The organism is Desertivirga xinjiangensis (assembly GCF_024436435.1).
GTDB classification, from domain to species: Bacteria; Bacteroidota; Bacteroidia; order Sphingobacteriales; family Sphingobacteriaceae; genus Desertivirga; species Desertivirga xinjiangensis.
Map to the genome: position 1 here is coordinate 315,222 of NZ_JAFMZP010000003.1, position 12,237 is coordinate 327,458.

The following is a 12,237-nucleotide window of genomic DNA, read 5'->3' on the forward strand; positions in this document are numbered from 1 at the left end:
GGAGAACAGCTGGCAAGCTACTACTTGCTGGCTGTTATTTAATTACTATTTTCGTTATCATTAACCCTTACAACTTATTACAATTAAAAAATGAGACTTTTCAATGTTTTTTTGAATGTCCTAAGCTTATTCATTCTGCTTTTTTTATCTGGTTGTGCGAAGGAAGAGCCTATTAAACCGCCATCAAAGAATAATCAGCAGCCCGTGTACTGGACCATTAATGAAGGCACGGATGGCGGCGCAATTATGAAAGGCAGCACAAATCCCGAAGGAAAAACTAAGGTTGAAATCCTTTACGACTCCTCAGACGGCGTTCGTATTCCATTTGGTATCGCTGTGGATACCGTTCGCAATTATATTTACTGGGTTAACAGTGTCAACTCCTCCACAGATGATATGGACCTGGTAAGAGCTCCATTGGACGGCACCGGCTCTCCACAGGTAATCTTCCACCGCGATGGCAAAACAAATTTTTTTATGGATCTCATTTTGGATATAGAAAGCAACCGGCTGTACCTGAGTAATTCGGTTAGTAAAGACAGCCCCTTCAATCCGGCCGATGGTCTCAATAATCTTCTTAAAGCAGAAATAATAAGAATTGATTTGGAACAGCCTGCAAATGCAGTAGCCCTTTATAGCTTAAACACCCAGGCTTCGATCACCGATATAAAGCTGGATAAAGGGAACGGGAGAATTTACTGGTCGCAGGCTGTCTTAACAGACAGTAAAAACAATGGGTCAGCACAGATTATGCGTGGTAGTATTGACGGCCAGCAAACACCAGTGGTACTTTATGACCAGGCAGACGGCTTGAAGTTTGCAAGCCATATTGCCGTTGATGCAGCAAATAACAAGCTTTATATAAATTCGTTCGAAGGTGCTGATAATCAAATCGGCCGGACGGAGGATAGTAATTATATCTTAATGGCTAACCTGGATGGTAGCGGTACGCCCCAGAAGTTTTTTCAGGAAGAACCTTATTTGATTGGGGGACAAAAGCACCCAATATTTATCTTAGATATGGACCTGAATCCAAAAACAGGTAATTTATACTGGATGAACAGCCGAAACGATGGTGAAATAAAAAGAATGAAACTTACCGACCGCTCAGTGGAAACCAGTTATACTGGTTTAAAAAACGGAATATTCTTTCATATTACCAATTTATGAAAGTGCCTCAAATTAGATCATTCATTTAGTATTTGTAAAAGCTATTGAACAGCACGAGCAATATGCTACAAATAATAAGTTCGATAAGGAAAAAACCGCCGGGGCTACGTAAAACCCAGTAGAAGTATGTTTCTCCTGGTTTTTTTTGATGAAGGGGAACGAAATAGGTAAATTCTACTGATTTCACACGGGGCATAATGACCCAAAATGAGTATTTTTCTTTATGACTGCTGTAGCAGTGGATGAAAATTTGAAGAAGGGTAAAAAGGGGTTAAGTTTCTGCGCAAAAAAGAGTGATTAGCTGTTGCTCGCTATGAGCAGAAATGCCGCCTTCTCCTGAGGAAAAACAGGTTTGAAAAGCTGACACATATTGTTCTAATGCAATTGAAAAATATGTGTTATTTAGAGGAAACTTCATCCCATGATGTCAACCGTTGTTCATCTATTCAAACTATTTTTTTCGAAAAAATAGTTCAGAATACGCTGTTGCCAATCCGCCCTTTAGTTATAAAGCATGGATGAACGAACTTGACCCGAAGAATGACATCTAAAAACGTTCTGAGGGAAATGGATTCCATCCCACCCAAAAAGAATGGCGACTTTGCTTTTTTGCTGCACCTGATTAAATCGCTGAAGTCGGAAGGAAAAAGCTGCATTTTTTTACCGCTCGGTGTATTGTTTCGGGGTAATGTAGAAGCTGAAATCCGAAAGCAAATTATCAAGAAGAATTATATCAAAGCTATTAATGGTTTGCCGCCCAACTTGTTTCAAGGAACCGTCAATTATGAGTTAGTCAAGAACTAAGAGCTAATTGAAAATTATTTGAAATTTCGTACCTGGATTGTCACGAGATATGGAAGATTGCGTTGCACACAGCCAATTTCAATCCATTGGTGTATGGAAAATTATTTATCCGGTTGCTATCAATCTTAGTAAATTATTTATGTTAGAATTACCTTTATTTTACAGAGAGTTAATACTAAATCCACAGATTTAATTCTTGATCTGATTTACATTATATGCCAGCAGAAGTATCTAAAACAGCGCAATTTAACAGTGTTTACTATGAAACACACAAAAAATTGTACAGTACAGTTTTAAAGCTTTGCCGTGATGAAGAGCAGACATTTGACATATTACAGAAGGTATATTTGCAGCTTTGGGAAAAGTGGGACACTGTAAAAGATAAAAGCAACCTTTATCCACTTCTTTTTACCTATGCGAAAAACATGTATATCGATGATTTACGCAGGGAATGCCGCCGCAGAGAAGCCATCGAAGATATCGCCCGCACAGCTGAGATAAGTGGTCCAGACGGTGAAAGCCAGATAAAGCGCAAAGAATACATGAAGGCCATCAATATGGTAATTTCACGATTAACCAGCAGAAGAAGGGAAGTCGTACAGCTTTACCTGGATGAGGGCCTGACCCGCAAGAAAATTGCTGAACATCTTTCTGTCTCCCCCAATACAATCGACAATCACCTTCAGGAATCCTTGAACATACTCAGAAGGGAGTTGCAGCCTTATTTAGAGACCGGTATAGATTAAAGACTGCGGTTTTGATGATTTGGAATACACCTATTCGGTTCTGCGCAAAGTAAAAGTGTGAAAACTGCTCCCTCGATAACGAGACACTTCATCATTGATGAAAGATAGGACCTTTTTAGCGTTAACGACAGAACACACTTCTCAACATTAAAAAAGCCGCTTTAGTGGAGCGGCTTTTTAAAAGAATTTAAAAATTACAACTTCTGTTCTAAAAGTATACTAGTACTATAGCTTATAATGTTTGGATTTCCTTTTAACAATAAACTAAATACATTATTTGTTCTATAACTGCCTGGACGAGCCAACCTACCTGCTCTCGATTCTTTGGTGACAATGATATCCCCGTTTGAGCTGTCTATGATCTCCATGAAAAACGAGCCTATATTCGATGGGAGCTGTACATAGCCAGAAAAATCTCCATTGGCTACGTTTTTAATTTCTCCCTTTAAATTATATTGTCCTCCAACATACTGATAGATTGCAATATCAACTATCTTACCTTTTGTATGTGTAGTATCGGCATTGAATAAATTTACTTTAAGGGAGTCACCCCCGGGTGGTGTTGTTGCTAAATTATCAGCAGATAAAAATAAAGGCTTGCTGTTAGGGTCTGTCTCTAGAATCAAAAACCTCGGTGATGGTGTATGGGTTAGTGCGATCAAGGTATCTACAACTGTAGTACCCGTCTCAATAATTTTTATAGTAAGCTTCTGATTATCCATCAGTTCCACGAATTGATTTAGAGGCTTGTTACTTGATAGGCTATCACCAATTATTTTATCGTTTAAAACAGCTTGATATAGCTGACTTCCAATAAACTTAATGTTAAGGTTGCTAAAAGTGGGCTTTTTTAGGAGCTCACCATCTTTGGTACAGCCTGCAAATAGGGCAGCTATGAAAAAGAAAAGAAAATAGTGTTTGTTCATTTTTTTTACTTTTAAGAACAGGTGCGGTTAGTGCCCGCACCTGTTTGATAAACCAGTATTCTATATATCAATTTAACTTAGTAAGTGTTAGAAGCAGGATCATCCCAACGAGGACTTCCGGATGCACCGAAAGCACCGATTCCTGATAATGCAGAATTGGTGTAACAAAAATCAGGATTGCCTGCTGCGATGAAAAGTCACCTCAATCAATGTCAACATCTGCACTGGCAGAACGGCTGAAATCGCCTGTAGAGGATGATCCGTTGAATGGTTCTTTTTTACAGCTTGCAAAAAAGAAAGCAGAAATTAAGACTGCTAAGGACAATTTTTTAAACATAATTTTTGTTTTTAAATAAATGATTGATTATATTTAGATATACTGGTTTCTATAGCGTATAACTTAAACTAAAACTGATATTTCTTCCGACCGTGAATTTGCGCCTCAAATGGTCGTAGCGTTCATCGTACTGTTTGCCACTCGGGTCTTTTGGTATATGAATTATGCCGTTTGTATCGGGAACAATTCCCGTCTCGGCCAGGTTACTATAGCCTTTATAGTTGTTGTAATATCTGATAAAAGGTTGATTAAGCAGGTCGGAAAAATTGACCTTAAACTCGGCTCTGTTACCTTTAAAAAATCTGTAATTCAATTGCAGGTCGACAACATCTCTTGCTTTTTCCCACTCATTGTATTGTTGAAGATCTGCACCAAAAATGACGCGTTCACCAGTCTTATTATAAGCAATATTGAAACCGAAGTGTCTCCCTGCATATAATAGACCTCCGTTTATAATATAAGGGGCCTGTCCATATAAAGGACGACTCTGCTGTCCCGGATAAAGAACTGTGCCTTTGATCTGCTCTCCTCCAGGTGCAGTGTAGCTTACGTCTCTTCTAACGTCCTCTTCACCTAATTCAACTTTGGCATCTATCCAGGTGAAGTTTCCAGAGATATAAAGATCACTAAGAAACTTTGCACTGCTGATAAAACTCAAAGACTTTCGGAAGTTCAGCTCGATGCCATAATCACTCGCACTGCTAAGATTTAAGTAATGATACTGATAGATTTTATTAGAATTAAAATAAGAAGTGATGGATTGCAGTTCAATAGGATTTTTAAATTCTTTATAGAAGCCAGAAATGGAAATGATCTCTTGCGGACTTGGATAATATTCGAAACGGATGTCAGCATTCTGAATATCGGTAGGCCGCAGATTACTACCGTAGGTAAAAGCATTAACCTGCGGTTCAAAGTACTGAAACGAAGAAAGCTCTCGAATATCGGGCCTTGCTATTGTTTTATAATAAGCTCCGCGAATATTGATTTTTGGTGTTACGGCATAGATCATGTTAACCGATGGCAGGAAATTTGTTTTACTGAACCCCGCCAACGAGTCTCGCACCTCTCCGTCATCGGTCATCGACTGTGTAGCTGTGTAAATATCATTTTTTTCTGCTCTTAGCCCAGCAATCAGTCGTAAGTTTTTCGTGATATGTCCGTCAAGCATTCCGTAAAATGAATTTAAGCGTTGGAAGCCGTCATACCCATTTACTCGGTTTATCGTTGCGGCATTTGGGGAGGCAAGCAAAGGCATATAATAGAGACCTTCAGCATTCATTTTATCATCACCTAGAGCTTCATAGTAAGGCAATCCATCGTATGCCGATGTTAAAGAGTTAGGATCTAGCGGAGAGATATTGAAACGCTGTGCGTCGAAATCAGCCTCTCGGTAAGTTCCCTGGTAGCCAACCTTAAAAAGTTGCTGCTGCTGAAACAGTTTGAAAGGCTGCTGGGCCTCCAAGCTCCATGTGAAACGATTTTCTGACAGCTCTGAATAGTAATCACTAACTGCGTCCAATGCATTGCTCTGAACCACATATTTATAGTAAACCTCACTATTCTGTTTATATCCCTGGATCCTGATGTTGTCTGGTTCGTCTCTACGGGTCATCGCATAACCTCCATGCCAGTTGAGTTTAAATCCTTTTTCACCAATGGCGTGTTCTCCTTCCAGCCTGTTTTGCATCAGGGTATTAGTGAGTGGAAAATGCCCGTAACTATCCAACATGTTACCATCATAAAGGTTACTGCCCTGATAGATGAAAGAGGTTTCGGCGAGCTTTTGCGTGAATATGTTCCTAATACTGATCTTATTTTTTCCGAAAGCATATCCTGTATTCAGTAATCCACTTACAGTAGTATTAAAGCTATATTGCGTGCCATGGTATTCGTGGATGTCCGGTGGGGCAACATCATCGTAATCCTGGGAAGTTTGGTCATTTCGATAAGTTAGGGCAAAAATGCCGCCCAGCTTGCTCTGGTTTTTAAACACTTTGGTTCTGCCAAGGTTAAATTCATAGTCCTGTACAGGCATCCCTGTATAGTTATACATTTTCAATCGGTCTGGGAACTGTTGACTAATCGCACCTATTTGTTGCCTGGCAGCCATGCTGTTTGGGTTGTTAGCCCGGGCAGTCCGGCTGAGTTGCAGATATTCGTCTTTATTGTAGCTGTCTGGCAAGCTCCTGCCACCGTCGTCGAATCCTAGAAAATCATATTTTCCCCTTTGTGGCTGATAGAATGCTTTTCCGGTTGCTTTTGAGTTGAAGCCGCTGCCTATTTTAAAACGTAAAAAATTGGCTTCAGGAATGTCCCTGGTGGTTACCTGTACAACACCGCCGGAAAATTCCGCAGGAAGATCTGGTGTGGCTGTTTTATTTACTACGACGTTATCGATCATCGCAGAAGGAATAATATCGAAGGCAAAGTTGCGGCGGTTGGGTTCTGTACTTGGCAACTGCGAACCATTTAGCATCACGTTATTGTAACGGTCGCTCAATCCCCTAACCGTGACAAACTTTTCATCCTGTACATTCAGCCCGCTTACTCGGCTCAGCACTTGAGCTACATTGTTGTCTGGTGTACGGACGATCTGCTCCCGGGTGATCCCGTCTGTAGTAGAGGCATTGTTTTTTTGAGAGGCGTATAGGCCTTCAATAGATGCTTTCTGATAGTTTGCAGTAACAACTACTTCCGCTAAAGCATTGTCTGAAGGTTTCATAGCGATGTCCAATGGAGTATTTCGGCCTTCAGAAACTTGTATGCCTGTTATCCTTTGTGTTTGGAAGGAAATGTAGCTAACTTCTAATGTATAAACTCCGGGAGAGAGACTCAAAGAATAGGTTCCGTCAACACTGGTTTGGATCGTTTTATTGACTGGAAGAACTTTAATAGAAGCGCCGGGCAGGGTTTCTCCCTTTTCATCCAGTACCTTTCCGGAAATCTTTCCGGTTTCCTGTTTTCTTGCTGGCTTGTCTTCGATCTTAACCATGATGGTCTTACCGTCGACGTTGTATACTAATGGGGCCTGCTGTTGTAAATGTAGCAGGACCTTTCCAAGAGGAGCCTTCGGAAAGTTCAGCTTTCCGGTTTTAATGTTCTTTGCCTGAACATTGTCGTAAACATAACGGTAGCCAGCTTGTCCGCTTAATTTAACAAATACCTGGTCAAGATTGGCCCCGGCAAGGTCAAGTGAAACGGTGGCATCTAAACGCCCGATATTAGCGTGTTGCCCGAAAGATGCCTGGACAAAAAAGAACTGCAGCAACAGTAGCAGGGTAATTGAAAATGATTTTTTTTTGTAATAAACACAATTATGTGTAAACAGATGCATAAATTTATTTTTTTAAGTTTTAACAGCTTGAAAAATTAATGGAGGGCGCTGGTGGCTCAGCGCTCTCTTTGTATGGGAAATTAGTTGATCAGGTATCGGCCTCCTTTCTTTTGGTACTCCAGTCCGTAGACGAATAGTATTTTACTAAGCACATCCTCAGCACTTTTGCGATCGAACACCCCGGTAAGGCGTTTCTCTTCTACACCGGGTTCTGATGAATAGGAAATGTCAATGTTATACAGCTGCTCTATGCGGCGAAAAGCCTCATGAAGCGGAACATCATTAAATACGAGCCTGCCGCTAATCCAGCTGTTGACCTCTTTGGTCTCTACTTCTCTAAGTGAGATTTTCCGGTTGTTTACCGAGTAACTCAACATCTGTCCGGGGGCCAATACCTCCTGCTGGCCGGGAGTCTGAACGCGAACCTTGCCTCTAACAAGAATGACACGAATATCTTTTTCGTTTTTATAAGCCTCTACGTTAAAGGCCGTACCCAAAACAGTGGTGCTGATTTTACCCGAACGAACCACAAAGGGCTTTTCTGGATTATGACTCACGTCAAAATAGGCTTCACCAGAAATTTTAATCTCTCGACTGGTCTTATTGTATTCATCTTTGCTGTAAGCAATTGAGGAATTGGCATTTAACCAGATCATGGTTCCGTCGGGCATTTTTACCTCTTTCACATTCAAAGAAGTATTGTCTATTGTTGTCCAAACCTTCGCAAGCTGACCGGCATGCCTGTTTTCCTTTTGGTGCCTCCATATCAAATGTGAGCTTGCTGCAATCGCAAAAATAATGGCTATACTGGCAGCAATTCGTATGGGCAACCTTTGCATAAAACCTCTGGAGGCAAACCCAGCTTCAGGCGCAGTCGTATAATCACTTTCCACTCCACGGAGTATGTGTTTGATAGCCGCCTCAGTTTCGATTTTACCTTGTATGGAATGCAGCAATTGTTCAGATTTTTCTTGGGGAATATCACTTTCTTTTGTATTGCGATCCACCTCATCCATATAGGCATGGAGTATACTAAGGTCTTCTCCTTTTAAATAGGTTTCTACTTCCCGCCGCTCTTCCGGGGAACACTCTCCTTCAAAATATTTGTATAATAATTTTTTTGTCATTTGCTCTCAAAGGGCTCTATCTCCCGCTTCTATTACTATCACGGACGAGCCGGACTTTTTTACTATGTGTTTTTACTTATTTTATAAGTTATTTTCATTCCACTTATTGCCTGCATAATTCTTTCACGATGAAATCTGGGCTTTTTTACGATTAGCTTGTCACCTATTTTAGGTGAGCCAAATTCTATTTTCGAAATCGGATAGTAAATTTTTGAACGATGGTCGTGTAATAGTATATGACAATGATACTTAATCTAAAAAGCGAACATCAAAATGCAGGGAATCAGTTATAGAAAGCATCGGCATTTGCTTCTGTTGCTTCAGCAAATGGAAGCTATACTTGAAGATACTCAGGACAAACCGGCTCTCCTGGAAGAAGTTAGGAAATATCATAAAAAACTTGACAGCCAGCATGAGGCTTACCTTAGCCTTTTGGAAATATTAGCAGGTAACATCCAGGATTATGAACAACTTTTTGAAAGGATAAGGGTTGAACTGGTCGGAAAAAAATTAAAAAAGCTTCTTAAAGATATGAAGGGTGACCGCATGGAATATCCAATCCTGATAGAAAACATCCGTCTGGCCTACGGAACCTGACAAAAACTGTAACATTTAAAACCTAACAATGGCACTTTAATAACCTGAAGACTTCGGGACAGGGAAGGGTTATGTACAAGTATCGGCCTTAAGTTCTTTGTAATGATAGTTCCATCCGGACCCAGCAATAATTTAGAGGGAATAGCCCTCACACCATATAGTATTGCCGCCTCACTATTTCGAAACTTTTGATCTGATATATGGGTTGTTTCGGCGCCTCCATATAAGGCGCCAAAAACGAGTAAGAACTTTTATTCCTGTATTATATTAAGGAAGGACCGTTTTCCGATGTCCGCCATCAGTGTAATTCTTAAATAATGAGTACTTATCTAAGCCTTGCATGAATAAGTCCTGAGATACTGGCTGCAACATCATGAATAATGTTCCGGCACAACCAATTATTATAAACAATACTTTTTTGGCTTTCATAAAACGTTTTTAAGTAGAACTTGACATTCCTCCTGAATGCGTCTTGCCTTATCTGGCTTTGCGAAGTGCCCAAATAAGACTTGCTTAGACGGGGCACCACGAAATTTAAAAAGCCATGAGGTTAGACGAAGGGTCCTTTTATCAATGCAAATTTGAGCCAATAAAAAATGCTTATCAATTGGGCAAAACACCCTTTTTTTGTTGCGTAAAAAGTGCAAGTACAGCAAGGGTCTCTAACGCTAAACGCGCAATTTTAGGGTCTAAATACGGATTAAAAAATTTTGTAAATCGAACTTCACACATTAACTTTATTGATAATTATTTTCAACCTTTAAACTCTTATTTATGCAACAATTATTCCCAGGGGGACCTATCCCTAGCGATCTTTTCGAAGCAATGGTTAAAGAATACCATGAAAAAAGATTGACACTGATTAAAGACCAATTAGGTATTGATGACGCTAGAAAATGCTGGTTCTCTAAGAAAACCATCGACGAGCTGTTTAAAGCTGCCGGAGCAACTGAAGAAAATTCAGAACATTTCGGTCTGGAAATTCACTATGGAGTAGTCCCAGAAGACCGTAAAGGCGTTCCTATTCCGGATGATTATGTTGGACTACATAATCTTATATTAGTGGCAACCAAACCAGCTGGAGTTTCGGGTTTGGATGATGATGATGACGGCAAAGGCTACGATACTGGTACTTTGTGCCCTCCGAACTGCCACTAATAATCTTTATGTTAACAAAAATATACCTTGTCACGTTACTTGTGAGCTCTTTGATAGCTTTATACCATTTCAAAAAGCTTCCTGGTCATCTTCAACTCTTTAGTATTTTAATCCTCAGTACGTTCGCCGTGGAATTTATTGGATATTTTCTTGTAAGAACTAACAATGCATGGATGTTCAATATTTTTACAGTTATCGAATTTGTTTTATACCTGTCGATCTTCAGACACATAATTCATAGTAACTCCCAAAAAAAACTTCTTTTAGCTCTAACCATATCCTATGTGGTAGCGAGCCTTGCAAACATGCTTTTCTTTCAGGGTTTCTTTAAGTTTAATAACTATTCTTATTCTTACGGATGTATGCTCGTTTGTGCGGCAGTAGTTATGTATTTTTTTCAGTTACTGCATTATTCAAATCCTCAGCCACTAACACATTTACCTATGTTTTGGATTGGTACAGGTTTACTTATATATTACGCCTGCAATTTTTTTTATATGGGATTGGTTAACTATCTTATAAGTGTTAGTCTGGAATTAGCCACCGAGTTATTTACTTTGATAGCTGTGTTAAACATCATAATGTATTCCTTATTTTCCGCAGGTATAGTATGTTCGATAACCCAACGGAAGTAATAGTAATTATAATCTGCGGAACATTAATAATGTTCTTACTGGTCGGTACCATCATCTTTTTCGTATTATCATATCAAAAGCGATATTTAAAACACTTGCACGAAATAAAAGAACTCGAGCAGGTTTACAAACAGGAGCTCTTAAAATCAGAACTCGAAATAAAAGATCAGACCATGAATAACCTGGCTTCCGAGATTCATGATCACATTGGACAAATGCTCTCCTTAATAAAACTGAATCTTTCCCTAAATCCAGCTCCTGGACTCTCAGAGACCAAAGAGCTGGTTTCACAGGTTATCAAAGATGTCAGGAATCTCGCTCATAGTATGCATACCGATGGACTATCTAACAAATCTATTCACACCTTAATCGAAACTGAAGCAGACCGCCTAAGGAAAACAAAACACTTTGCCATATATTTTGAAAGCAAGGGGAAAATATTCGCCCTTGATAATCAGACAGAAATATTTCTTTACCGGATTTTCCAGGAATGTATCAACAACACCATGAAGCATGCCCATGCAAAAAATATTTTCATAGAACTAAACTATAGCCTACCTTTATTAAGTATTAAAATAAGCGATGATGGGCAGGGCTTTCAGTCACATTCTGTTGAAGAAGGCCTGGGTATTCGAAGTATCAAACACAGAGCTAATCTTATAGGAGCCAAACTTCACATAAGCAGCGAACCAGGTGTGGGTACCAGTACTTATTTAGAGGTTGATAAAAGTAATCAGATATTCCATGGCGATTGATCTTGCAATTGTAGACGACCATAATCTTTTCAGAAGCGGCATTAAAAGCCTTATTCAGCACTTTCCAGATTATAATATTGTTTTTGAAGCAAATAACGGCGAAGAGTTTATAAAAAAATTGAGAGAGTTTCAGCCTTTTATTGTCCTTCTTGACTTAAGTATGCCCGTAATGGACGGGATTAGCACTGCAAAATGGCTTCACTATTATGCACCGGAAATAAAAACTATTATTCTCTCAATGTCTGAAGATGAAAAAACAGTTCTTACCTTATTGAAATATGGGATAAAGGGTTACCTTCTAAAGGACAGCGAACCGGAAGACTTCAAAATAGCACTTGATACGGTTTGTGCGGGAAACTATTATTATCCTCAATTCGTGACAGCCCATATGATGAAGCAATTCCATAAAAGCTCAAACGACGACGAAAGTTCGGGAGGAATAAAGTTAAACGATCGGGAGATCGAATTCCTTAAACTTGCGGCAACAGAGCTTACGTACAAGGAGATCGCAGATAAGATGTCTCTCAGCGTACGTACTATTGATAATTATAGAGACAACCTCTTCGATAAATTAGGTTTAAAAAGCCGGGTAGGGCTTGCATTATATGCAATAAAAAACAATCTCGCCTAGTTGCATGATACTAA

General features: G+C 39.6%; 11 protein-coding genes. 7 read left to right on the forward strand and 4 right to left on the reverse strand.

Going from position 1 to position 12,237, the window contains the following annotated elements:
* The first annotated feature begins 90 nt into the window (after positions 1-90).
* From J3P37_RS09550 to J3P37_RS09560, 3 genes are all read left to right on the forward strand, one after another.
* A complete protein-coding gene (locus J3P37_RS09550; RefSeq protein WP_256010881.1) occupies positions 91-1,170 on the forward strand; it encodes a PQQ-dependent sugar dehydrogenase family protein in 1,080 nt (359 codons plus the stop codon).
* Between the two features lie 540 nt (positions 1,171-1,710).
* Positions 1,711-1,974 carry an N-6 DNA methylase gene (locus J3P37_RS09555; protein ID WP_256010882.1) on the forward strand — a complete coding sequence of 88 codons (264 nt, stop codon included), beginning with the start codon at positions 1,711-1,713 and terminating at the stop codon, positions 1,972-1,974.
* A 215-nt stretch (positions 1,975-2,189) separates the two neighbouring features.
* The gene (locus J3P37_RS09560) at positions 2,190-2,720 is read left to right on the forward strand and encodes an RNA polymerase sigma factor (RefSeq protein ID WP_256010883.1); all 531 of its coding nucleotides are present in this window, start codon (positions 2,190-2,192) and stop codon (positions 2,718-2,720) included.
* Positions 2,721-2,914: 194 nt separating this feature from the next.
* Here the strand turns inward: J3P37_RS09560 and J3P37_RS09565 are convergent, their stop codons facing one another.
* The 4 genes from J3P37_RS09565 to J3P37_RS09580 form a co-directional block, all read right to left on the reverse strand.
* Complete coding sequence (locus J3P37_RS09565; RefSeq protein WP_256010884.1) at positions 2,915-3,646, reverse strand: hypothetical protein; 732 nt, start codon at positions 3,644-3,646, stop codon at positions 2,915-2,917.
* A gap of 202 nt (positions 3,647-3,848) precedes the next feature.
* Positions 3,849-3,983, reverse strand: a complete 135-nt coding sequence (locus tag J3P37_RS09570) for a hypothetical protein (protein ID WP_256010885.1) — start codon at positions 3,981-3,983, stop codon at positions 3,849-3,851.
* A gap of 49 nt (positions 3,984-4,032) precedes the next feature.
* Entirely contained in the window at positions 4,033-7,320 is a 3,288-nt protein-coding gene (locus J3P37_RS09575) for a TonB-dependent receptor (protein WP_256010886.1), read from the reverse strand.
* Positions 7,321-7,400: 80 nt separating this feature from the next.
* Positions 7,401-8,447, reverse strand: a complete 1,047-nt coding sequence (locus tag J3P37_RS09580; RefSeq protein ID WP_256010887.1) for a FecR family protein — start codon at positions 8,445-8,447, stop codon at positions 7,401-7,403.
* Positions 8,448-8,720: 273 nt separating this feature from the next.
* Here J3P37_RS09580 and J3P37_RS09585 point away from each other — a divergent pair, with 273 nt between their 5' ends.
* The 4 genes from J3P37_RS09585 to J3P37_RS09600 all read left to right on the forward strand — a co-directional run bounded on the left by J3P37_RS09585 (position 8,721) and on the right by J3P37_RS09600 (position 12,223).
* Positions 8,721-9,044, forward strand: a complete 324-nt coding sequence (locus J3P37_RS09585) for a hypothetical protein (protein WP_256010888.1) — start codon at positions 8,721-8,723, stop codon at positions 9,042-9,044.
* Between the two features lie 774 nt (positions 9,045-9,818).
* Positions 9,819-10,202, forward strand: coding sequence for a hypothetical protein (locus J3P37_RS09590; protein WP_256010889.1), 384 nt, complete (start codon positions 9,819-9,821; stop codon positions 10,200-10,202).
* A gap of 730 nt (positions 10,203-10,932) precedes the next feature.
* A complete protein-coding gene (locus J3P37_RS09595; protein ID WP_256010890.1) occupies positions 10,933-11,592 on the forward strand; it encodes a sensor histidine kinase in 660 nt (219 codons plus the stop codon).
* Entirely contained in the window at positions 11,582-12,223 is a 642-nt protein-coding gene (locus tag J3P37_RS09600; protein ID WP_256010891.1) for a response regulator, read from the forward strand. Before J3P37_RS09595 ends, J3P37_RS09600 begins: the two co-directional genes overlap by 11 nt.
* Positions 12,224-12,237 lie beyond the last annotated feature (14 nt).

What these genes read in the sequence shown, in the direction of transcription:
- J3P37_RS09550 (WP_256010881.1), top strand. Translation starts at nt 91, where the DNA reads ATGAGACTTTTCAATGTTTTTTTGAATGTCCTAAGCTTATTCATTCTG.
- J3P37_RS09555 (WP_256010882.1), top strand. Translation starts at nt 1,711, where the DNA reads ATGACATCTAAAAACGTTCTGAGGGAAATGGATTCCATCCCACCCAAA.
- J3P37_RS09560 (WP_256010883.1), top strand. Translation starts at nt 2,190, where the DNA reads ATGCCAGCAGAAGTATCTAAAACAGCGCAATTTAACAGTGTTTACTAT.
- J3P37_RS09565 (WP_256010884.1), bottom strand. Translation starts at nt 3,646, where the DNA reads ATGAACAAACACTATTTTCTTTTCTTTTTCATAGCTGCCCTATTTGCA.
- J3P37_RS09570 (WP_256010885.1), bottom strand. Translation starts at nt 3,983, where the DNA reads ATGTTTAAAAAATTGTCCTTAGCAGTCTTAATTTCTGCTTTCTTTTTT.
- J3P37_RS09575 (WP_256010886.1), bottom strand. Translation starts at nt 7,320, where the DNA reads ATGCATCTGTTTACACATAATTGTGTTTATTACAAAAAAAAATCATTT.
- J3P37_RS09580 (WP_256010887.1), bottom strand. Translation starts at nt 8,447, where the DNA reads ATGACAAAAAAATTATTATACAAATATTTTGAAGGAGAGTGTTCCCCG.
- J3P37_RS09585 (WP_256010888.1), top strand. Translation starts at nt 8,721, where the DNA reads ATGCAGGGAATCAGTTATAGAAAGCATCGGCATTTGCTTCTGTTGCTT.
- J3P37_RS09590 (WP_256010889.1), top strand. Translation starts at nt 9,819, where the DNA reads ATGCAACAATTATTCCCAGGGGGACCTATCCCTAGCGATCTTTTCGAA.
- J3P37_RS09600 (WP_256010891.1), top strand. Translation starts at nt 11,582, where the DNA reads ATGGCGATTGATCTTGCAATTGTAGACGACCATAATCTTTTCAGAAGC.